This is a genomic window from Lactobacillus sp. ESL0785 (assembly GCF_029395455.1).
In the GTDB taxonomy this organism is placed as follows: domain Bacteria; phylum Bacillota; class Bacilli; order Lactobacillales; family Lactobacillaceae; genus Lactobacillus.
Genome location: NZ_CP113916.1, coordinates 599,303 through 622,357, shown reverse-complemented (window position 1 = coordinate 622,357; position 23,055 = coordinate 599,303). Strand labels below are relative to the sequence as shown.

The window sequence follows — 23,055 nt, the reverse complement described above, 5'->3', positions numbered from 1 at the left end:
CTCCTCAGTGGGACATTCACTGACCCACCATGTGTCACTAAATGTCCCAGATTGTCTAAAAATATAAGAGAAACCGTAGATTATCATTCTTAAATCTGCTATTCCTCAATCGACACTTTCAGTATAACAAGGCTTTGCAAATAATTCAAGTAAAACATTAATGATTAAACGTCATAAAGTACAAGCTTTTTGCATAACCATGCACGTTTTACAAAAATTACGTAAAAAATATTTTTATTTTTAGTTTCTTTCTGGTATACTTATTGATGTGCTTAATTGGGTCCTTAGTGTAATGGATCGCACGTAAGATTCCGGTTCTTAAAATCTGAGTTCGACTCTCAGGGGACCCATAACTCATATTAAAAAGCAGCTTCATAACTGAAGCTGCTTTTTTTGTATTTTATTTTGTATTGCCAACTGTCAACTCACCACGCTGAGCAAATTCAACGTAGAGTTTTTTACCCGAAACTGACACGCCTTCAATTTCACGCTTAACATGTAAATGAGTACTGCCACGATAGTTACCATTCTTCGCTATACGGAAAAGATAATCATTAAAGCCAAGATAGAATTGGTCATGACGGGCATCGTATGCAAAGCCTTGAACTGGAGAACCATTGCTAATGAAGTTACTTTGAGTTGCTCCGACTTCAACCGGAGTCCAAGTATCGCCATTACGTGTTACCTTCCAATATTCATATCGGTTGTTGCCGCCATTATGAAACAGGCAGTACATTGTATGATCATTGGCAAAGGTCGCATTATGAATATAACGCGGTGAACCACCATTTGAAATTCTAAATGACCAAAGCTTGTTAATCTGCATGTCTGATTTACGAACTTGTAAAATTTCTTCAGATGCACTGGCATTCTTGACTTTATTATCATTAGCCATAACATAAATATACTTATTAGTAGCACCAATTGATTGACCGTGACCTAATTTAATGTACGGGCTAACTCTAATATGAGCGGCATAATTTTTAAAAGTAGGCCAACCCAAGTTCTGCAAATTCTGCACACGATACTTGTTTAGATGACCCATTTCATAAGTAACAAGGTGGCCTCTCTGATCGCTACTGCTGCTAAAGACAGACACTGTTAGCTGATTGTTCTTCACGCTGATGCCTTCAGGAATAACACCAACTTGCCCCATCCGATCAGCTGCCTTATTGTAGTCAAGACTAATAAAACGCGGCTGGAATAATTCCGTCTTCAAGGTTAAGTCGCTTGCTCTAAAAGTATTCGACCGAGTTTCTGAGGTAAAATGATGGCGGGCATTCCAGTTTCTTGATGATGATTTTGAACTACCCTTCCAAGTAGCAACTGCCTTAGGCCCATTCTTAGGAGTTTGGTCAGCTCTAGCAATTCCTTCATCTTTATCTGCACGCACAGTTACATTAACGCTAGCTTTGGCTTTACCATATTGATAATTAACAGTCGTTGTTCCTGCAGAACTAGTATTTATTTTTGCCTTCGACACCTTAATCTTACTGGTATCAACAGAAGTCCCTTGACTGTCAGTTGCAAAGCTGATCGCATCGCGTGTATTAAAACTCGATGCATCCTGCACCAAACTAACTTTTTTGGCTACTGCAATCTTATCACAAGCAAAAAAGTGTTGATTAACCCAGCCAACTGTTCGCCCATCAACAATTATCTGCCAATACTTACCTTGATGTGTAGCAAGCAACCTCTTAGATTGAATATCTGCATGCTTAAAATATTTAGTTGACGTAAAGCCGCCAGATGGACCCTTCTTTGACACATGATGATAAATAGTATAGTTACCCGAACCAGCAATCTTAGTTACTGCCTTATGATAACTACGTCCTGCAGTCTGAGAATAATTACCCCAAACAAAAAGACTAGTTGCAGCAAGTGTGCTAACTAGCAATAAACTTTTTTTGCTTAAACTGTTCATAATTTTCCAACTCTCCAAAAATAAATATACAAATAGTGTTGCACATTTACAATGTAATAACAATAGTTACTAATGTTATATAATTATTCAAAGAACTAGGCGACGAAAAAAACATTCTAGTGTACAATAGAAATATTATAATTATCTGAAGGGAGAACCTAAATTTATGAACGAATCACAAAACACTAAAAAAATGTTATGGCCGACTTTGGCCGCAATGGCTTTTTCCATTGTCTGGAGCTTCGGCAATGTTGTCAATGGTTTTGTCTATTTTGATGGCACTAAAGTAATTTTTAGCTGGATTGTTATCTTTCTGTTATTTTTTATTCCTTATGCCTTAATGGTTGGTGAACTCGGATCTGTTTTCCGTGATTCTGAAGGTGGTGTTGCATCATGGATCAACGCCACCATGGGACCAAAATGGGCCTATTATGCTGGCTGGACTTTCTGGGCTGTTCACATTGTTTACATTTCTAGTAAAGGAACCGGTGGCTTAAGAGGGATGGCTTGGGGCATCTTCGGCAATACTAATTGGTATGATAGTCTGCCGACTGCTTGGACACAGCTTGCTACCTTAGTAGTCTTTCTTTTCTTTTGTTGGGTAGCAACTCGCGGGGTACCTGTAATTAAGACACTTTCGACAATTGCCGGTACATCAATGTTTGTTATGTCAATTTTATTTGTCATTATGATGTTTGCTGCGCCGTTAATTAACCCACATGCCGGTTACTTTAACATTAGTTGGAATTGGCAAAATTTCTTGCCAACCTTTAATATGAAGTATTTTACTTCACTATCAATTTTAGTTTTTGCTGTTGGTGGTGCAGAAAAGATTTCTCCTTATGTTAATAAGTTAAAGGATCCGACGCACAATTTCCCTAAGGCAATGATCGGATTAGCCTTAATGGTTATGGTTTCTGCAATTTTAGGAACATTAGCCATGGCAATGATGTTTGACCCGAAAGTTGTCAGCGGTCACCTTGACGAATATATTTCTAATGGTCCTTACATGGCCTTTGCAAAATTAGGTAGTTACTATCATGTTGGTAATCTCTTCCTTTATATTTATTCTTGGTGCAATGTAATTGGTCAATTTTCAACTCTAGTTATTAGTATTGATGCACCTCTAAGAATGTTGCTGGGTAGTAAAGAAGCTAAGGATTTCATCCCTAAGAAACTACTTAAGCTTAACAAACATGGCGCTTACATTAATGGTATTTGGATGATTGTTATTTTGTCAGGTGGCTTAATCGCTTTACAAGCCTTAATGCCTAATGCTCAAGCCGTAATGGCCCAACTTGTTAAGTTAAATTCAATTATCATGCCAATGCGTTACTTATGGGTGTTCACAGCCTACCTCGCATTACGGAAGCAATATAAGAAATTCATTACTGGCGACACTTACCAAATGACAACCCATCAAGGTCTTGCCTACACTACTGGATTTTGGTGTCTTGCTGTGACAATCGCCTGCTGTTTAATGGGTATCTACTCACCAGACCCGTTCACACTTGCATTAAACATTGCCACACCGGTAATTTTATTCCTGTTAGGCTTAATTTTACCAACTATTAAACATTATCAAGATAAAAAATTGCAATAACAAAAATTAATTAAAGATCCAAAAAAGTCGTCAGTAATTGACGGCTTTTTTGCTGGGCATCGTGATACACTAAAGACAAAAGAATTTGGGAGCCTACTATCTTGAGTACAAACTATCTTAAAGCTGCAACTAATTTATTGCACACATACAAATTAAAAGTAACTAAACCACGCTTGAAAATTTTAATATATCTCATGTCGCATCATAATCATCCCACTGCTGCCACAATTTATCAGGAAATCAGCGGTGAACAGCCAACTTATAAAGCCACTGTTTACAATACTTTAAATAAATTAGTTGCAGCAGGCATCGTGATTGAAATTAAAAATGGCGATAATGCTTCACATTATGACTATTTTGTTAAGCCGCACTTTCATATTATCTGTACCAACTGCGGTAAAATTGCTGATGTCTTCGAGCCAGATTTGACAACAATTGAAAATAAGATGCGTACTGAAGCGGAAAGGCAAACTAATTTTATTACCTCAGCTAGTCACTTAGAAATCTTTGGCCTGTGTCCTGTCTGCCAGAAAAAAGCGCAAAAAAATAAGAGCTAATTGCTCTTATTTTTTATCCTAATTAATATGCATACTTACCAATAATTCTGCTCGCTGGGCCAAGTTAACGTATAACCGCTTGCCGCTAACTGATAAGCCTTCAATCTCACGTCCTGTATTGAATTGGTATGCTTGCTTAATCGCACCACTGCGACTAAGCTTGAAGATCAGATCATTAAAGGCTAAGTAGAAATTCTTGTTATCAGGATCATAAGTAAAGCCCTGCACTGGTGCACCATTACTTACAAAATTACCGTCTGTCTTACCAACAAGTGCTGGGTACCAATTATCACCAGTACGTTGTAATTCCCAATATTCGTAACAATTATTCTTAGTATCATGGTAAACCATATACATCTCAGTATCAGATATTACAACCCCATTTTGGAAGTAACAGGTATTACTGCTATCACCGATCCAAGTCTTAAAAGTCCAAATTTTATTAATTTGCATATCACTCTTACGAATTTGGATTAACTCAACCGAATCAGTTGTTTGTGACTGAGAGTGATCATTATTGACGACGTAGACATACTTCTTACTTGAACCCATTGCCTGACCATGACCAATTGGAATGTATGGACTAACCTTAATATGCTTGACGTAATTATTAAAATCCTTTTGTGACATATCCAATAAGTGCTGTGCATTATACGGACTAGTAAGCTTATTCAAATCATAACCAACAATGTGACCAGACATTAAATTAGTATGACTAAGCAGACTTGTATAAGCCCAACCATCAGAAACCGTCACACCTTCTGGAATATGACCAACCCGGTTAATGTTATCATCATTAGGATCTTTAACACTTAATAGAACCGGTTGATAAAACTTGGTCTTCAAGGTTAAATCGCCGCTAGTCAAAGTCCGACCACTTGTTTCGGGCGTATATTCATCAGGATTAATATAATTGATAGAAGAACCATAGTGGGTTTTCCACGTTTTATAATCATTAGTACCCGGTTGTGCTGTAACATTTGAAACAAGATCTGGGTCGACAACACCTTCATTTGTACTTTTTCTAACAGTTACTTTAGTAGTGGCACTAGCGTTACCATAAGTATACTTAACTGTATAAGTTTTGGATACGTCACAAAAAATATTATCTCTAGAAATCTTGACCTGGTCATTAGCAACAACTGTCCCTGTCTCATCAGTCGCATAAGAAATAGCATCTTTGGTAAAGAAATCATAGTTGTCATTGCGCACCAAAGTAACAGTCTTAGGTACAGAAATTTGATTCTTAGCAAAGTAATTTTCATTGACATAGCCTACTTGCCGACCATCAACATAAATTCGCCAATAACGCGCCTTTTTAGTCTCGATCAATTGATCTGATTGAATGTGATTGTAACGAAAATTGATGCCATCAGCTACCTTAGTATGAACTTTACCATTAGAAATACTCTTCCATACTTTATAGTTTTTATCACCAGCAACCTTAGTCATCATAGCAAAACCAGTAATTGTCTGCTTAGGCTTTTTAATTTTTGTTTGATCGCCCTGAGTAGTATCGCTGGTATTAGTGGTACCAGTTGCTGAATTATCAGTACTGGAAGTAGAAGTAGTCTTATTATCTTGTGCATTATTAGCACTATTATCACTATTTGATGCAGCTGGCGCATTAGTCGCGCTGGTTGTATCTGCCACAGCTACTGTAGCAGAGGAGCTAGTTGCAACTGCTAAAGCAACCATTAGTGTCGTTATTATCGTTGCTATTTTTTTTAAATGCTTCAAAAATTTTCCCTCCAAAATTAATCCTTATTTCTATATTATAAGGTAAAAGGTCTGTAATAAAAAATACAAAATTGATACACTTTCATTGACAGCTTTCTATACAAGTGATTTAATTAGCACTGTACTTATTAGAGTGCTAATAACATAGAACTTAAATTTAGGAGGCAAAAATATGCTTGTACCTACAGTTATTGAACAAACTGCCCGTGGTGAACGCGCATACGACATTTATTCCCGTCTATTAAAAGATCGAATTATTATGTTGAGCGGTGAAATCAACGACGACATGGCCAATTCAATCATTGCACAATTATTATTCCTTGATGCTCAAGACAACACCAAAGATATTTCTCTTTACATCAACTCACCAGGTGGTGTAATTACTTCAGGTCTGGCAATTATGGATACTATGAACTTTATTAAGTCTGATGTTTCCACAATTGCCATCGGGATGGCCGCATCAATGGCTTCAATTTTGTTAACCAGCGGTACTAAGGGTAAGCGTTTTGCTTTGCCAAACTCAACTGTCTTAATTCACCAACCTTTGGGTGGTGCACAAGGTCAGCAAACAGATATTCAAATTGCTGCAAATGAAATTATGAAGAGTCGTGAAAAGATCAATAATATTATTCACGAAACTACGGGTCAGCCTTTAAGTAAGATTCTAAAAGATACTGAACGTGACAACTATATGACCGCACAAGAAGCCAAAGACTATGGCCTAATTGACGAAATTATGGTTAACAAGAAAAATAGCTAAATAAAATAATTTAGTACAAACGTTACTTTAGCAAAAACATCATTAGGAAAAATCCTAATGATGTTTTTTATTTTGAACTAAGAACACTCATTATTTAGCTACAAGCAGGGTTGACAAACTAACGCAAAATAGTAAGCTTAATTAAATTAGTAAATAATTAAATAATGATGAGAAGGATTGGTGACCTTTGATGAAAGAAAAAGTAACTGCAGAAGATTTATATCGCTTAAAGTCGGTTTCACAAGTTAGATTTGCTGCAGGCAAAGCATTCTTTGCAGAAAATTATATTAATCAAGAAGAAAATGACTATGAAGCCAAGCTAGTCAGTCTTGATCAAGAACAAAATTATCGTATTTGGGCTCACGGCGGGTTGAATAGCCAACCACGAATTTTAAACGGATCTTTGTATTATTTGCATCAAGAACCTAACCAAAAACAACAATTACAGCGCATACCACTAGATGGTGGCATAGCAGCCGCAGTAACATTTGCTGATGATGCACTTGCAGTTGAGCAACTACTTAGTTCAGGTAATGGCCAAGTCCTGTATTTTAAAACCAAGACAACCCACGAACAGCCAAAATTTAAAACTGCAAAATTTCCCCAAGTACGACATGTTACTAAGTTAAACGGCCGCGCCGATGGTTATGGTTGGTTAGAAAACGATGCCGAATATTCATTGCGTAAACTTAACCCCACTACCCAAGAAATCACAACTCTATTTACTACTAAGGATAATTTTACATTAGCTGCTGTCAATTATGATGGAACAAATATTGTTTATCTTCAAGGAACCCAGCCAGATTTGGATACAGATATTGATTATACTAAAGCAGCTTACCTGTATAATTTAACGACCCAAACAAAACAACAGATTACCGAAAAATTACCACAAGGCATTTTTTCAGCAGCTGCTTTTTCACCAGATGACCACACTTTAGCCTTAGTTGGTAATGATAACAGCCACATTGGTCAGACAGTCAATGATTTATACTTATATTCGTTAGCAACATGCACATTAACCAATTTAACGAAACAATTAGATGAAGTTGATGTCGGCTACGGTGGCGAATTAACCGGTGATTTTACCCAAAATTTATGTAGCAACAGCGTTTTGTGGCTTAATAATGATTGTTATGTCTTTACTGCCCTACATCATGGGCATAGTCAACTATATTTAGGTAATGCGACTGATGTAAAACTGATACGTAACGAGCGTGAACAGATAACCGACTTTTGTATTGCACAGCAGCAAAAATTGCTGCTAACTGTTTCTTGTCAGGCAAAACCTAGTGAATTACTGGTTTTTGATCTTGAAACCAAGACAACTGATCTTTTGAACAATCCTAATTATGAATATGAAAAAACACATGATTATGCTCATGCACAGCATTTTTCATACCTGTCACAAGATAAACAACAAAAATTAGACGGTTGGTATTTACCAGCAGTTGGAAAATCAGCGCAGACTCCTGTTCTTCTATACGTTCACGGTGGTCCCCATGGCGCATACGGCGAAACCTTCTTTCACGAATTTCAAGTTTTAGCCAGTTGGGGCTATGGCGTAGTTTATGTTAATCCGCGAGGTTCAACTACTTACGGACAAAAGTTCTGCGACCACGTAGACGGTCACTATGGTGAAGATGACTTTGCCGATGTAATTGCGGGATTGGACTACGCTTTAGCTCACTTTCCAGAGCTTGATTCTAACCACCAATATATTGCTGGAGGCTCTTATGGCGGCTTCATGACAACTTGGGCAGTTGGCCACACTAAACGCTTTAAAGCCGCAGTAGCTCAACGGTGTGTAAGTGATTGGCTTAGTATGAATGGGACTTCAGATATTGGTTATTGGTTTGACCGGCAAGAATTACAAGCTGACCTATTTGCTAATCCGCAAGCACGACAGCGATATTGGCAAATGTCACCATTAGCCTATGCACAAAATGTAACTACGCCAATCAGACTATTGCACGGTGAATGGGATATGCGTTGCCCAATTTCACAAAGTGAAGAATTTTTCACCGCAGTCAAGTTAGCTGGTGGTGAAACCGATATGATCCGGTTTCCACAATCATTCCATGGAATTTCGCGCGATGGCCTACCATCATTAAGAATTCAGCGACTCAGTGCGATCAAGGAATGGTTTGACCAACATCAATAAAAATAGCTTATAAAAATAACAGACATGATTATCTATCATGTCTGCTTTTTTTATTTAAAACATGCAAATTCACTTTTAGCCTTTCAAACTTTCAGCGACTTCATGTAATTTTTTTAAGCGGTGATTGACACCGGATTTAGAAATCGGGCCATCTGGAACTTGTTGCGCTAATTCCTTAAGGGATAATTCTGGATTAGTTAACCGCAAGCGGGCCAAATCTTGCAGCTTTTCAGGTAGAGTATCCAAACCCTTTTTTTGCGCAATTAATTGAATATCCTCAACTTGCTTAGCCGCCGCTGTAGCTGTCTTTTTCAAATTAGCTGTGTCGCAATTAACCAAGCGGTTCACCGAATTACGCATATCACGCATAATTCGCAAATCTTCAAAAGAGAGCATCGCATTTAATGCCCCAACAATATGCAAAAAATCACCAATTTTTTCAGCTTCCTTAAGATAAACAATAAAACCGCGCCGTCTCTTAGTTGTTTTTGCATTTAAAAAGAAGTAATGGTTCATTAATGCCAGCAAATCATTATTATGATCCTCATAAGCTGAATAAATTTCCAAATGATAACGGCTAGTTTCAGGATTATTGACACTACCACTGGCTAGAAAAGCTCCACGCAAATAGGACATCGCGCCCTCTTTCGACGTAATAATTCGTTTGGGAATCCGCGTAATAATACCAGAAGTTGCTGTTAAAATTTCCAAATTAGTTAAGATTTCCCGCACGTGATTTTGCAGGCGAACAAGATACTGGTTGTTCTTCTTCAGTTTCATTTTACGCGACACAATCAAGAGCGGTTCAACCTGATAGGCCGTTTTAATTAAAGAAAAAATTCGACGGGCAATTGCCGGATTTTCCGTTGTAATATCCAAACTAAATTTATGATCATGAAAGTTGAGCACACCATTCATTCGTAAAAAAGCTGCGAGTTCAGCCTTAGCATGCTCTGGATGAATTGGTAATGCCGTTAACTCCTTTTTAACATTACTTGCATAACTGGCCATTACTGGTTAATCCTCTTTCTACGGGACATTGCTTCATAAGCCAAATTGATAATTTCGCAAGCTACTTTTTGACCATCATGAAAGACTAAGCCACTATGTTGGTCAATAAAGTCAGCGGTAATTACTCGACAGCCTTGCTTTCGTAAACCGGCGAAGTCATTTTTAACTGGTTCTAAATAAGCATCATAATCAGCAGGATTAAATTTATTCATATCAATTTTGGCACCATTCAACAAGGTTGTATCAATATAGTGTCCGCCAAGATGCTTATTAATTACTGCAACGTGTTCACTATCAGAAAAATGGTCAGTCTCGCCCAACTGCGTCATAATATTACAAATATATATTACTTCTGCACTGGTTTCTCGCACTGCTTGACCAAGATTAGGAATCATTAAATTAGGCAAAATTGACGTGAACAAACTCCCGGGTCCTAAAACGACTGCATCAGCCTGCATCACTGCTGCCAAAACTGGTAACACAGCTTCTGGTTCAGCAGCTGAATTAGTATCCGTTACCCAAACCCGCTTAATTCGTTTATCCTTATCAGTTATTTCTTTTTCACCAGCCTGAATTGTGCCATCCACGAATTCCGCATTAAGTGTCAATGGTTCATTGGAAGCTGGAAAAACATGACCATCAACGTGCATCATTTTGGACAAGGACTGGACAGCATCAAAAATATTACCATGCATTTCATTTAAAGCGGCAATAATTAAATTACCAATTGCGTGACCTGAAAAAAACGAGTCCGAAGAATCAAACCGGTATTGAAAAATATTCTTTTCCTCTTGGGGAATATCGCTCAAGGCAACCAGCACATTACGAATATCGCCAGGTGGCACCACGTTAATAAAATTGCGGATTGAACCAGACGATCCACCATCATCAGAAACGGTAACAATCGCCGTAATTTCTGCATTCTGATCTTTTAAGGCATTCAAAATCACGGGCAAACCAGTGCCCCCACCGATGACAACAACTTTCGGCCGACGATTTTTAATCACCCGAATTATTTTTCCTTCTCTATTCATCATCGAATTCACCTATTTTCTAGTGTAGCGGCTAATCTCGCGGTGCGTAATATCCACGGGATAATTATTTTTAGCTAAATCACGGGCAAGCTGTTGGGCAATTGCGACACTCCGGTGTTGACCACCAGTACAGCCAATTGCAATCGTTAATTTTTCTTTACCCTCTTTAATATATCCAGGGAGGGCAATCTTTAATAAATCAAGCAAGCTGTTATAAAAGATTTGCGTTTCTCGTTTATCCATTACATAATTGGCTACCCGCTTATCTAAACCCGTAAATGGCCTTAATTCTGAAATATAGAAGGGATTAGGCAAAAAGCGCACGTCCATCACAATATCAGCATCAATCGGCAGCCCATATTTAAAGCCAAATGACATTACTTCAATCGAAAAAGGCTGCTTTTGGCGATCGCTGAATTCTGTTAGTAATTTTTGTTTTAACTGTTTCGTTGTCAACTTTGATGTATCAATAATATAATTGGCGCGATTACGAATTCCCGTCAAAATTTGCCGCTCTTCCTTAATGCCATCAAGTAGTCGTCCATTACTTGCCAGTGGTGGCAGACGCCGAGTTTCTTTATACCTAGCAACTAATGCATCATCTGATGCATCCAAAAAGAGAATCGTTGTCTGAACCGTCCCATTGTCTTCTAGCGAATTAATCTCATCCAGTAAATCACGATAAAAACTTTTAACCCGCAAATCAATCACAACTGCTACCTTAGTGAAGTCATCAGAATTAACAATTAAATCCCAAAAACTGCCAAGTAGTGTTGGCGGCAAATTATCGACAACAAAGTAGCCCATATCTTCTAACGAATGTGATGCAACTGTTTTACCAGCGCCACTCATCCCTGTGACCACCAATAATTGCTTTTTCTTTTTAGCCATTTTGCCAAGCCCCCTAATTATCTAAATTATAGCATACCGGGTGTTTCATAAGTATTTAGTGCAATAAAAAAGATCCCGCTGGGACCCTTTTTAATCATTTACTAATCATCTGCGCGCAAAGGCGGCAACAATTTCATTAATACCAAAGATAAGCAGCCAAAACGAAATCAGCCAAATTAAGGTTAATGCCGATAAGGCCGGATTAAACATCAAACTAAGCGATATTAATAAGCCAAAAATATTTAAAATCAATGTAAACCAGAAGTAAAAGCGCGAGACTTTACGCATATGCCACGAAACACTAATTCCCGAAATTGAATCAAACAAAAACCAAAAAGCAAACAAATATGCAATCGTCAAGCCACCAGCATCATATGAATAAAGGAACATAATTCCAATCAAAATATCTAGCACCCCAGAAAATATTGATAGCCAACTAAAGGAAATAAAATAGTGAAAATGACTATAAAAAGCAAGCCATACAAATCCTTGCACAATCGACAAAATGGCAAATAATAAAACAAACGCGTGCAAAGCTTTACCTGGATGACGTAGCAAAAATAACCCCGCCACAATCATTAATACACCTGCTAGTAAAGCAGCCCAATCAAAGCCATGATGTTCGTTATAATTAGAAAAATTATCCATTTTCAGTCCTCCTTGTGCTTTATTGTACACTTTTTAATAAATAATTAAATGTTATTTGTCTTGTTGCTTGGCTGCTAATTTAGTCAACTTTGTGTCACGCACTAGAACCGGTTTGAGATACTGACCAGTATAACTTTCTTTTATTTCGGCAACTTCTTCTGGTGTACCAGTTGCCACAATTGTCCCACCACCTTCGCCGCCTTCAGGGCCAAGGTCAATTAACCAATCTGCATTCTTAATCACATCAAGGTTATGCTCAATAATTAAAACTGTGTTTCCTTCATCAACAAGTCGCTGCAACACTTCCAGCAGTCGCTTAATATCATCAGTATGCAAACCAGTTGTTGGTTCATCAAGAATATAAAAATTCTTCCCGGTTGATAATTTTTGCAATTCTGCTGCTAATTTCATTCTTTGGGCTTCCCCACCTGACAGAGTTGTCGCTGATTGACCTAATTTAACGTAGCCCAAGCCCACATCAACGATTGTCTGCAGTTTACGAGCAATCTTCGGGATATTTTTGAAGAAATCACAGGCTTCACTAATCGTCATATCCAACACTTGAGCAATATTCTTCTTCCGGTAAGTAACTTCCAATGTTTCTGAATTGTAACGACTGCCATGGCAAACTTCACACGGTACATAAACATCTGGTAAAAAGTTCATTTCAATTTTGATAATACCGTCGCCGTGGCAAGCTTCACAGCGTCCGCCCTTAACGTTAAAAGAAAAACGTGCCTTAGTATAACCGCGCAGCTTAGCTTCATTAGTCTGCGCAAACAGCGCACGAATATCATCAAAAACGCTGGTATAAGTTGCTGGATTACTGCGTGGCGTTCGTCCAATTGGACTTTGGTCAATATCGATAATTTTTTCAATATTTTTGTAGCCGCTGATACTCTTGTACTTACCCGGTTTAGTCTGATTGCGATTAAGCTTTTGTGCTAACGCCCGTTTTAAAATCATGTTAACCAGCGTTGATTTACCTGAACCGGATACCCCGCTGACTACAATAAACTTACCTAAAGGAAAATCGACCTTGATATTTTTTAGATTATTTTCTGCAGCACCAGTGATTGTAATTTTTTTGCCATTACCTTTTCGCCGTTCTAACGGTACCGGCACAAATTTTTTCCCCGTTAAATATTGACCTGTTAATGACTTAGGATTAGCTTCAACTTCTTCAGGTGTGCCAGCAGCCATGACTTGACCACCATAAGTTCCAGCGCCGGGACCCATATCAATTAAGTAATCTGCCTGGCGCATTGTTTCATCGTCATGTTCAACGACAATCAAAGAATTGCCTAAATCACGCATTTTTTTCAATGCAGCAATTAACCGATCATTATCCCGTTGGTGCAACCCAATAGAAGGCTCATCCAAAACATACATCACTCCTGACAAATTAGAACCAATTTGCGTTGCCAAGCGAATTCGCTGAGCTTCCCCACCAGATAAAGTATTGGCAGACCGCGATAATGTTAGATAATCAAGACCAACGCTATTTAAAAACGTTAAGCGATCACGCACTTCTTTTAAAATTGGCTTAGCAATTATTGTTTCCTGTTCATCAAGCTGGACATTATTAAAAAAGTCTAAAGCCTTATTAATTGCTAATTCAGATGTTTCTGCTATATCCTTGCCCATCACCTTAACAGCCAACGCCTTTTCATTAAGACGCTTGCCATGACAGGTTGAACAAGTTAATTCCGTCATATACTTGCCCATTACATCACGCATAAATTTAGACATCGGGTGTTGATAACGTCGTTCAACATTTGCCATCGCACCTTCAAAGGCAGCCGTGGTATCATTGACACCAAAATCACCAGTTACATGAAATTTGATTTTCTTACTTGAACCATGTAGGACTGTTTCTTGCTGCTTTTTCGTTAATTTTAAGAATGGCTTATCAAGTGGAATTTTCAAAGCTGCACAGGCCTGCGCCAACATTTCACTATAATACTTAGAATTTTTCCATGGTGCAACAGCACCTGCTGCTAAAGTTTTACTCTTATCAGGAATAACTAAATCTTCGTCAACAGATAACTTAACACCCAAGCCATCACAATCAGGACAAGCACCAAACGGAGCATTGAACGAAAAGAGCCGTGGTTCCATCTCACCCACCGTAAAACCACACTTAGGACAAGCATAATATTCCGAAAAATTCAGCATTTTGTCACCGATGACATCAACATTCATATAACCATCAGACAAACGCAGCGCGGCTTCTACCGAATCAAATAAGCGTGATCGAATGCCGTCTTTAACAATTAACCGATCAACGACAATATCAATTGTGTGGCGCTTATTTTTTGCCAAAGCAAAATCTTCGCCAATTTCATGCATTTCACCATCAACTAATACACGAACATAACCCGCACGCTGTACCCGCTTAAAAACTTCTTTGTGTTCACCACGCTTTGATCTAACAACTGGTGCTAACAATTGAATTTTACTACGTTCAGGCAATTTAAGAATCCGATCAACCATCTGTTGTGCTGATTGCCGTTCAATTAGGGTGCCATCATTAGGACAAATTGGATGTCCTACTCGTGCCCAAAGCAAACGTAAATAATCATTAATTTCCGTTACCGTGCCCACAGTTGAACGGGGATTATGTGATGTCGTCTTTTGGTCAATTGAAATGGCTGGGTTTAAGCCATCAATTGCATCAACATCTGGTTTATCCATTTGACCTAAAAACTGGCGCGCATAACTCGATAGTGATTGCACATACCGCCGACGCCCTTCAGCGTATAAGGTATCAAAGGCCAGGGAACTTTTTCCAGAACCCGACAAGCCAGTAATGACTACCAGTTTATCTTTCGGAATTGTTAAATTAATATCCTTGAGGTTATGCTCCCGCGCACCCCGAATAACGATTTTATCGTTTACCATTTAATGTTTTTCCTTTTTTCTTAATCGGTTTTCTCGTTGAATTTTCTAATTCCATAATTGCATCCCGCAAATTAGCTGCACCCTCAAAGTCCAGTTTCTTAGCAGCAGCTTGCATTTGCTGACGTAAATCAGAAATCATTGTTTTCTTTTGCTTAGCCGTTAACTCATCAAAGTTAAGATCGGCAAAGCTATCACTGTTAGGTACATCATCAGCCTGCTTAGTAGCCGAGATAGCATCCCGAATGGGCTTTACAATTGTCTTAGGCGTAATACCATGTTCTTCATTAAAAGCAATCTGTAATTTTCGCCGGCGCTGTGTCGCATCAATCGCCTCATGCATTGAATCAGTGATTGAATCCGCATACATGATAACTTTACCATTTTGATTACGCGAAGCACGACCCATTGTTTGGACTAGAGGACGGTAGGCCCGTAAAAAACCTTCCTTATCAGCATCTAAAATCGCAACTAAAGAAACTTCTGGCACGTCAATCCCTTCGCGCAGTAAGTTAATTCCAATTAGCACGTCGTATTTACCAAGTCGTAAATCACGTAAAATTTGCATCCGCTCAAGTGTTTTAACATCAGAGTGCAAATATTGGACCTTAATGCCCAAATCTTTGAGGTAATCGGTTAAATCTTCAGCCATTTTTTTGGTCAAAGTCGTGACAAAAACTCGCTCATTATGATCAATGCGTTGATTAATTTCTGCTACTAAGTCATCAATCTGGCCTTCAATTGGCCGGACCTCAATCTGAGGATCAAGCAAGCCTGTCGGCCTGATAATCTGTTCTACCTTATCGTCAGTTCGTTCTAATTCATAGTCACCCGGCGTTGCCGAAACATATAAAATTTGATTAACATGCTTTTCAAATTCTTGTAATTTTAGCGGACGGTTATCAAGTGCCGATGGTAAGCGAAAACCATAATCAATCAATGTCTTCTTCCGATTACGGTCACCATTATACATTGCCCTGATTTCTGGCATTGTTGCGTGTGATTCATCAATCAAAATCAAAAAATCGTCAGGGAAGAAGTCAAGCAGTGTATACGGTGGCTCACCTTCCTTACGGCCTTCCATATGTCTTGAATAATTTTCAATGCCGTTGGTATAGCCAACCTCATTCATCATTTCCATATCATAAGTAGTCCGCTGCTTAATTCGCTCAGCTTCCAGCAGTTTGCCTTCGCCTTCAAATTCCTTTACCTGCAGTTTCATTTCTTGCGAAATTAATTTCAAAGCCCGCCGCATTTGTTCATCATTAGTCATAAAGTGCGTAGCTGGAAACAATGAGATGCTTTCACGTTCACCGATTACTTCACCAGTTAACGCATCAACTTCCACAATCCGATCAATTTCATCACCAAAAAATTCAATCCGATAAGCATGGTTGGAATTACCTGCTGGAAAAACTTCAACGCTATCACCCCGCACGCGAAAACGACCACGCTGAAAATCAATGTCGTTGCGATCATATTGAATATTAACCAAATCCCGCAGTAGGGTATTACGATCATATTCTTCACCTTCATGGAAAGTGATTACACTAGCAGCATATTCATGCGGGTCCCCTAACCCATAAATGCAAGAAACAGAAGCCACAACGATTACATCATTGCGCTCCATTAAGTCACTAGTCGCCTGGTGGCGCAACTGGTCGATCTCGTCATTAATTGCCGAATCTTTTTCAATATAAGTATCTGACTGGGGCACATAAGCTTCAGGTTGATAATAATCATAGTAAGAGACAAAATAATCAACAGCATTATGTGGAAAAAACTCCTTAAATTCACCATATAATTGCCCAACTAAAGTTTTATTATGAGAAATAACCAACGTTGGTTTATTTAAATTAGCAATAATATTAGCCATCGTAAAGGTTTTACCAGTTCCAGTAGCTCCTTCAAGAATTTGTTCTTTATCACCCTTCTTAAAGCCAGCAGTTAGTTGATCAATCGCTTGTTGCTGGTCACCAGCTGGTTTAAATTTTGATACAAGTTCAAATTTATGCTTTTCTTGTCGCTTAATCATCAAAAGACTCCTCGTAAAAAAGTTGGACCAAAAGCCCAACTTTTATTAATGTATTCTATTTTACTACAGCGAACATATTTTCGCACGCGATTCAGCTTATTTTAACAGTTCAGCCAAAGCTACTTGATAAGTAGAAGCTGCTTTTTCTGCAGTTGTAATATCCGGTTGATTAACACCAACATAAGCCTTAATTACCGGTTCAGTACCCGATGGTCTAAGTGCCAACCAGGTTTCATCAGCTAGAAAGTACTTCAAGACATTCGACTTCGGCAAGTCAGTCATGGCTGTAGTTTGGCCCTTAACCGTCTCTTCTTGAGTTAAAAAGTCCTGCATCTTAACAACCTGCACGCCATTAATTGTCGTTAATTGTGCTGCACGCAATTTAGTCATTAACGCTGCCATCTTCTTTTGCCCGCCAATTCCCGGCATTTCAATTGCCCGCGTGATTTCATAAGAAGTACCGTATTTCTGCCAAATTTCTTTTAAACCATCTAAAACCGTCATTTTACGCGAAGCATAATAAGAAGCAACTTCAGCGAACATTAGTGCTCCTTGCATTGCATCCTTGTCACGCGCAAATGGCTTAAACAAATAACCATAACTTTCTTCAAAGCCCATCAAGAACTGACCATCATGTGCTTTATTCATCCGGTCAACTTCTTCACCAATAAACTTGAACCCGGTCAAAACCGACTTAGTTTTAATGCCAAAATCACGAGCAATCTTCAATGGCATTTGACTAGAAACAATTGACGTAATCAATTCATAATTTGGTGTTAATTGACCACTGTCCTTCAAGTTAACCAATAAATAATAAGCCATTAAAGTAGCAATTTGGTTCCCCGTTAAAACTTGAAAATCACCCTTTTCAGTCCGTACACATGCGCCCATCCGGTCAGCATCCGGATCTGTTGCAATAATTAAATCTGCCTGCTTTTCATTAGCTAAAGCAACTCCCGGATCAAACACATCCCGATATTCTGGATTTGGTTTTTTCGTAGTAGGAAATTCTGGGTCAATAATGGATTGACTAGGAACTGGAATAATATTAGTAAAACCATTTTGGCGAAATGCCCGCTCATAAAGCATCTTACCCGTTCCGTGTAAAGGTGAATAAATAATTTTCAGCTTATTTGCGTTTTCCTTAATCAACGGTTTATTAACATTAACAGTCTTGAGTTCTGCCAAGTAGGCTTCATCAAGGTCTTCACCAATTAACTGTAACAGTCCTTGAGACCGTAATTGCTCAACTGGAGCTGCCTTAATTGCAAAAATATCAGTAACTTGTTCAGCATGAGCAAACACCCGGTTAGCATTTTCAGGACCCATTTGCGCGCCGTCTGAGCCATAAACCTTATAGCCATTATATTGCTTAGCATTGTGAGAAGCTGTAATGTTAATTCCAGCAAAAGCATGTAAATGTCGCACTGCAAATGATAATTCTGGCGTTGGCCGCAAATCGTCAAATAAGTAAACATGAATACCATGTGCTCCCAAAACCCGGGCAGCAATTTGCGCAAATTCACGTGAGTGATACCGCGAATCAAATGAAATTGCAACGCCACGTTTCTGTGCTGTCGCACCATTTTCAGTAATTAAGCGAGCCAACCCTTCGGTTACCCATTTAATTGTAAAAACATTAATTCGGTTAATTCCCGGCTCAAGACGGCCACGCATCCCTGCAGTGCCAAAATTAATCTCTTGACCAAAAGCATCTTGAACCCATGTGGCATCCTGACCCAATTCTGTCAATTGGGCTGCTAAATAATCTGGCATATCAGGAGCTGCTTGCCATTTTTTAAAAGTTTCTTCTGCATTAATCAAAGTACTATTCCCCTTTTTCTAAAAATAAATCCGGTTTCATCTTGTCTATTTTAACATTAATTAGCTTAGCAAAATAAAAAGAATTCAACTTACGCTGAATTCTTATATCTAATCATTTAATTTTTGCAAATAGTTATATGCCTCTTGACCAGCAACACTACCTTCACCAACTGCATTAGCAATCTGGCGTAAATCTTTTGCTCGGACATCGCCAAGAGCAAAAACGCCAGCAACTTTAGTATGCATATGTTCATCAGTAGGAATCCAGCCCTTATTATCTAGAATACCTAAATCATTAAATGGGGTCGTCTGCGGCAACATACCAACATAAATAAATACACCACGAGTAGCTATCTGCTTCTCTGCACCAGTTTCTTTATCCTGGTAAGTTACGCCGGTTACTTTTTGCCCATCACCATCAATTGACTTAGTATTAGCATTCCAGATAAAGTGCATCTTATCATTAGCAAATGCTCGCTTTTGCAAAGTAGCCTGTGCCCGTAATTGGTCACGACGGTGGATAACCGTTACTGACTTAGCAGATTGAGCAAGATAAATACCTTCTTCAATTGCTGAATCGCCGCCACCGATAACTGCAATGTCTTCATCCTTAAAAAAGGCCGCATCACAAACCGCACAATAAGAAACACCCTTGCCTGAATATTCTTCTTCACCGGGAACACCCAAGTGACGATGATCAGCACCAGTCGCAATAATCAAAGCTTGCGTAGTATATTCACCAGCATCAGTCTTAACAACTTTTGTATTACCATCAAGCTCAACCGATTGAACGTCACCGTATTCAAATTCAGCACCAAAACGCATAATTGAATTATACATTTTTTCGCCCAATTCTGGTCCCTTCACATCACTGAAGCCAGGATAATTGTCAATTGCATCAGTATTATTCATCTGACCGCCATAAAGTCCACGATCAAGGAGCAACACTGATAAATTAGCTCGGGAAGCATAAAGAGCAGCTGTCATTCCACCAGGACCAGCACCAATGATAATTACATCATAATTTTTTGCCATGTTTTCACCTCAAGAAGTTTCTTATTTTTAGTAAGTAAAGTGTATAATAAAATACGCTTAAAGTCTAATTTCTTGTTTGGGACTTCTACCCATCATCTTGGTAATTTCATCATCGACATTGGTATTTTCATATAAAACCCGATAAATAGCTTCACTAATCGGCATATCGATTTGCTTTTCTTGGCATAATTCATGAACCGCTTTAACTGTCGTAGCACCTTCAATAACTTGACCCATATTTTTAACAATATAGTCAAGGCTCTTACCTTCACCAATTTGCTTACCACAACGCCAATTACGAGAATTAACCGAGGTACAAGTAACAATTAAGTCACCAATACCAGCTAAGCCACTAAAGGTTAATGGTTTAGCGCCAAAGTAATTAACTCCTAGCCGGGTAATCTCTGCTAAACCACGTGTCATCAGTGCAGCCTTAGCATCATCACCATAATGCTTACCAACCAAAATTCCGGCAGCAATTGCAATGACATTTTTGACAGCACCAGCAACTTCAACGCCAATCAAGTCATCGTTAGTATAAAGGCGTACGTAATCATTAGACATTAATTGCTGCACTTTTTGGGCATTAGTCATACTAGTTGATGCACAAGCAATCGCAGTTAAATCTTTCTGTGCCACACTCTCGGCGTGACTAGGACCAGAAATTGCTACAATCTTATCTTCATCATTAGGGTAAACTTCTTCAGTCAAAATTTCAGAAATCAATTTTTTGGTTCCTGGTTCAATTCCCTTTGTCGCGGTTACTAAAAGTGGTTGACTACCTATTTTAGCCAAAACCGCACGCACATTTTTGGCAACGCTGCGAATAGCACTTGTCGGCAGCACAAACAAGACAACTTCTGCACCAGTTAAAGCTACTGTCAAATCACTAGTTGCCTTAGCTGTCTTATTTACTTGCCAATTTTTCATATAATGTAAATTAGTATGTTGTTCGTTAATCTCTTGGTTAACTTGTTCGTTATTACCAAATAGAACGACTTCATTTCCCTTGTCAGCAAGCATCGAGCCCAAAACTGTTCCCCATGAACCTGCTCCTAAAACTGCAATTTTTGTCATTTTTATTCCAAACTTTCTTTAAATAATCAAATTAATAATCTTAGTCTCTTGTATACGGATACTTGAGGCCACTACCATCAAGATACCACTTAGGCTTAACTTTTACCCGGCGATAAATAAATAGGGCAATAACAACAATAAATAATACCAAACTTAATAATTGCGAAACACGAATTACATTGAATAGGTACAAACTATCGGTCCTAAGTCCCTCAACAAAAAACCGCACAACTGAATACCAAGCAAGATAAAGCATAAAAACTTCTCCCTGCTTAAACAAGTGTTTTTTATGGCGCAAACTTAAAATTAACAACAGACCCAGCAAATTAAAAAATGATTCGTAAAGAAAAGTCGGTTGATAATAAACCCCATTAATATTCATTTGTGCAATAATCCAAGCTGGCAAGTGCAGGCTTTGCAAGAAATGCAATGTTGTCGGACCACCATGGGCTTCTTGATTCATAAAATTGCCCCAACGTCCTAAAATTTGTGCTGCCATTACTCCCGGAGCAATCACATCTAACATTAAAAATGGTGGCAGCAGCCGTTTATAACAAAAAATTAGCAACACAATTGCCCCAGCAATTAATCCACCATAGATTGCAATACCACCGTTCCAAATAGCGATAATTTGGTCAGGATGCTGCGAATAATAGCTCCATTCAAAGACAACATAATAGATCCGTGCGCCAACATAACCTAACGGTACACCCCATAAAAGCAAATCAATAAAATCATCACTAGCAATCTGCCGTCTTTTACCCTCAATAATTGCCATTGAAGCTGCTATGACAATCGCAACAGCCATAATAACACCATACCACTTGATGCTTAAACTTCCTAACTGAATCGCGACCGGGTTAATCGTTAACATCATTTATTTTTATCCTCCGCCAAATCTTTCTTTGAGTTAGCAGAAATCAAGTTGGTCAAGTTATTATCAAAGGTTTTAGTAGCATCATAGCCCCATTTTTTTGCCCGAAAATTCATCGTTGCAATTTCAATAATATCTTCCATGTTGCGACCAACTTTAACTGGAATTGTAATTTGCGGAATTTCTACATTGCAGATATTACGTTTACTTTCTTCAAAACCCAATCGATCATAATTAGCCGTATTATCCCAATTAACTAACTTAATCACTAACCGGATACTAGCACGTCTTTTCACAGCACCTACACCAAACAAATCCATGACATTAATAATACCGATGCCGCGAATTTCCATTAAATGTTTCAAAATTTGAGGTGCTTCACCCATTACCGTCTCAACGTCCTTTTGATAAACATCAACCCGATCATCCGCAATCAAGCGGTGACCGCGATGAATTAATCCTAACGCGGTTTCCGACTTACCAACACCAGAATCTCCTGTCAGCAAGACTCCTAAGCCCTTAACTTCAACTAATACGCCGTGAATTGTATCCCGAACTGCTAAACGCTCACGCAAATATTCAGTCAAAATACTAGACACATATGTTGTCGATTCCGATGACGTTAATATTGGGATTTTAGCCTGTTCAGCCGCCTCTTTTAACTCACGCGGAATCCGCAGCGAACGCGAAACAAAAAAGCACGGTGTTTCTAGGGTACACATTTTAGTGAAGACCCTAATTAAACTATCATGATCCAATCTAGCAGCATAGGAAATTTCCGTCCGCCCTAAAAGTTGAATCCGCTGTTTAGGATAAAAATCAAAATAACCAGTTAACTCCAACCCAGGCCGATAAATATCAGATACAATAATCTCTTTATTATCAATATATTGCTTACCTTGAGCCACACGTATTATTTTATTATCACGAATTAAATTCTTTAATTTAACAGCCTTGACCATCTTGCTTGCCTCATA

Annotated in this window: 17 protein-coding genes; 4 read left to right on the top strand and 13 right to left on the bottom strand. The window is 38.6% G+C overall.

Going from position 1 to position 23,055, the window contains the following annotated elements; all coding sequences use genetic code 11:
* Nucleotides 1-400: 400 nt before the first annotated feature.
* Nucleotides 401-1,924, bottom strand: coding sequence for a bacterial Ig-like domain-containing protein (locus tag OZY43_RS03070; protein WP_277165853.1), 1,524 nt, complete (start codon nt 1,922-1,924; stop codon nt 401-403).
* A gap of 166 nt (nt 1,925-2,090) precedes the next feature.
* Here OZY43_RS03070 and OZY43_RS03065 point away from each other — a divergent pair, with 166 nt between their 5' ends.
* Nucleotides 2,091-3,527 carry an amino acid permease gene (locus OZY43_RS03065; protein ID WP_277165851.1) on the top strand — a complete coding sequence of 479 codons (1,437 nt, stop codon included), beginning with the start codon at nt 2,091-2,093 and terminating at the stop codon, nt 3,525-3,527.
* A gap of 101 nt (nt 3,528-3,628) precedes the next feature.
* On the top strand, nt 3,629-4,084 hold the full coding sequence (locus OZY43_RS03060) for a Fur family transcriptional regulator (RefSeq protein WP_277165849.1): 456 nt from the start codon (nt 3,629-3,631) through the stop codon (nt 4,082-4,084).
* 18 nt (nt 4,085-4,102) lie between these two features.
* Here OZY43_RS03060 and OZY43_RS03055 read toward each other — a convergent pair whose 3' ends face one another.
* On the bottom strand, nt 4,103-5,824 hold the full coding sequence (locus tag OZY43_RS03055; RefSeq protein ID WP_277165846.1) for an SH3-like domain-containing protein: 1,722 nt from the start codon (nt 5,822-5,824) through the stop codon (nt 4,103-4,105).
* Nucleotides 5,825-5,996: 172 nt separating this feature from the next.
* Here OZY43_RS03055 and clpP point away from each other — a divergent pair, with 172 nt between their 5' ends.
* Both clpP and OZY43_RS03045 read left to right on the top strand, forming a co-directional pair.
* Nucleotides 5,997-6,584 (top strand): ATP-dependent Clp endopeptidase proteolytic subunit ClpP, encoded by a 588-nt coding sequence (gene clpP / locus OZY43_RS03050; protein ID WP_277165844.1) that lies wholly within the window; start codon nt 5,997-5,999, stop codon nt 6,582-6,584.
* A gap of 190 nt (nt 6,585-6,774) precedes the next feature.
* Nucleotides 6,775-8,748 carry a S9 family peptidase gene (locus OZY43_RS03045; protein ID WP_277165841.1) on the top strand — a complete coding sequence of 658 codons (1,974 nt, stop codon included), beginning with the start codon at nt 6,775-6,777 and terminating at the stop codon, nt 8,746-8,748.
* 75 nt (nt 8,749-8,823) lie between these two features.
* Here the strand turns inward: OZY43_RS03045 and whiA are convergent, their stop codons facing one another.
* The 11 genes from whiA to hprK all read right to left on the bottom strand — a co-directional run bounded on the left by whiA (nt 8,824) and on the right by hprK (nt 23,040).
* Nucleotides 8,824-9,759, bottom strand: coding sequence for a DNA-binding protein WhiA (gene whiA / locus OZY43_RS03040; protein ID WP_277165839.1), 936 nt, complete (start codon nt 9,757-9,759; stop codon nt 8,824-8,826).
* On the bottom strand, nt 9,759-10,796 hold the full coding sequence (locus tag OZY43_RS03035) for a gluconeogenesis factor YvcK family protein (RefSeq protein WP_277165837.1): 1,038 nt from the start codon (nt 10,794-10,796) through the stop codon (nt 9,759-9,761). The genes whiA and OZY43_RS03035 overlap by 1 nt, the downstream gene beginning before the upstream one ends.
* Nucleotides 10,797-10,805: 9 nt before the next feature.
* Complete coding sequence (rapZ, locus tag OZY43_RS03030; RefSeq protein ID WP_277165835.1) at nt 10,806-11,684, bottom strand: RNase adapter RapZ; 879 nt, start codon at nt 11,682-11,684, stop codon at nt 10,806-10,808.
* A 105-nt stretch (nt 11,685-11,789) separates the two neighbouring features.
* Nucleotides 11,790-12,332, bottom strand: coding sequence for a DUF308 domain-containing protein (locus tag OZY43_RS03025; protein ID WP_277165833.1), 543 nt, complete (start codon nt 12,330-12,332; stop codon nt 11,790-11,792).
* A 51-nt stretch (nt 12,333-12,383) separates the two neighbouring features.
* Nucleotides 12,384-15,236 (bottom strand): excinuclease ABC subunit UvrA, encoded by a 2,853-nt coding sequence (gene uvrA / locus OZY43_RS03020; protein ID WP_277165829.1) that lies wholly within the window; start codon nt 15,234-15,236, stop codon nt 12,384-12,386.
* Complete coding sequence (gene uvrB / locus OZY43_RS03015; RefSeq protein ID WP_277165827.1) at nt 15,223-17,268, bottom strand: excinuclease ABC subunit UvrB; 2,046 nt, start codon at nt 17,266-17,268, stop codon at nt 15,223-15,225. Before uvrB ends, uvrA begins: the two co-directional genes overlap by 14 nt.
* A 96-nt stretch (nt 17,269-17,364) precedes the next feature.
* Nucleotides 17,365-19,089 carry a phospho-sugar mutase gene (locus tag OZY43_RS03010; RefSeq protein WP_277166336.1) on the bottom strand — a complete coding sequence of 575 codons (1,725 nt, stop codon included), beginning with the start codon at nt 19,087-19,089 and terminating at the stop codon, nt 17,365-17,367.
* A 111-nt stretch (nt 19,090-19,200) separates the two neighbouring features.
* Nucleotides 19,201-20,127: a thioredoxin-disulfide reductase gene (gene trxB / locus OZY43_RS03005; RefSeq protein ID WP_277165825.1), complete on the bottom strand. Its 927-nt coding sequence runs from the start codon at nt 20,125-20,127 to the stop codon at nt 19,201-19,203.
* 57 nt (nt 20,128-20,184) lie between these two features.
* On the bottom strand, nt 20,185-21,204 hold the full coding sequence (locus OZY43_RS03000; protein WP_277165823.1) for an NAD(P)H-dependent glycerol-3-phosphate dehydrogenase: 1,020 nt from the start codon (nt 21,202-21,204) through the stop codon (nt 20,185-20,187).
* Between the two features lie 40 nt (nt 21,205-21,244).
* On the bottom strand, nt 21,245-22,081 hold the full coding sequence (lgt, locus tag OZY43_RS02995; protein WP_277165821.1) for a prolipoprotein diacylglyceryl transferase: 837 nt from the start codon (nt 22,079-22,081) through the stop codon (nt 21,245-21,247).
* A complete protein-coding gene (hprK, locus tag OZY43_RS02990; protein ID WP_277165819.1) occupies nt 22,078-23,040 on the bottom strand; it encodes an HPr(Ser) kinase/phosphatase in 963 nt (320 codons plus the stop codon). The genes lgt and hprK overlap by 4 nt, the downstream gene beginning before the upstream one ends.
* Nucleotides 23,041-23,055: the final 15 nt, after the last annotated feature.

What these genes read in the sequence shown, in the direction of transcription:
- OZY43_RS03000 (WP_277165823.1), bottom strand. Translation starts at nt 21,204, where the DNA reads ATGACAAAAATTGCAGTTTTAGGAGCAGGTTCATGGGGAACAGTTTTG.
- lgt (WP_277165821.1), bottom strand. Translation starts at nt 22,081, where the DNA reads ATGATGTTAACGATTAACCCGGTCGCGATTCAGTTAGGAAGTTTAAGC.
- trxB (WP_277165825.1), bottom strand. Translation starts at nt 20,127, where the DNA reads ATGGCAAAAAATTATGATGTAATTATCATTGGTGCTGGTCCTGGTGGA.
- OZY43_RS03025 (WP_277165833.1), bottom strand. Translation starts at nt 12,332, where the DNA reads ATGGATAATTTTTCTAATTATAACGAACATCATGGCTTTGATTGGGCT.
- rapZ (WP_277165835.1), bottom strand. Translation starts at nt 11,684, where the DNA reads ATGGCTAAAAAGAAAAAGCAATTATTGGTGGTCACAGGGATGAGTGGC.
- OZY43_RS03035 (WP_277165837.1), bottom strand. Translation starts at nt 10,796, where the DNA reads ATGATGAATAGAGAAGGAAAAATAATTCGGGTGATTAAAAATCGTCGG.
- clpP (WP_277165844.1), top strand. Translation starts at nt 5,997, where the DNA reads ATGCTTGTACCTACAGTTATTGAACAAACTGCCCGTGGTGAACGCGCA.
- hprK (WP_277165819.1), bottom strand. Translation starts at nt 23,040, where the DNA reads ATGGTCAAGGCTGTTAAATTAAAGAATTTAATTCGTGATAATAAAATA.
- uvrB (WP_277165827.1), bottom strand. Translation starts at nt 17,268, where the DNA reads ATGATTAAGCGACAAGAAAAGCATAAATTTGAACTTGTATCAAAATTT.
- OZY43_RS03045 (WP_277165841.1), top strand. Translation starts at nt 6,775, where the DNA reads ATGAAAGAAAAAGTAACTGCAGAAGATTTATATCGCTTAAAGTCGGTT.
- whiA (WP_277165839.1), bottom strand. Translation starts at nt 9,759, where the DNA reads ATGGCCAGTTATGCAAGTAATGTTAAAAAGGAGTTAACGGCATTACCA.
- OZY43_RS03065 (WP_277165851.1), top strand. Translation starts at nt 2,091, where the DNA reads ATGAACGAATCACAAAACACTAAAAAAATGTTATGGCCGACTTTGGCC.
- OZY43_RS03070 (WP_277165853.1), bottom strand. Translation starts at nt 1,924, where the DNA reads ATGAACAGTTTAAGCAAAAAAAGTTTATTGCTAGTTAGCACACTTGCT.
- uvrA (WP_277165829.1), bottom strand. Translation starts at nt 15,236, where the DNA reads ATGGTAAACGATAAAATCGTTATTCGGGGTGCGCGGGAGCATAACCTC.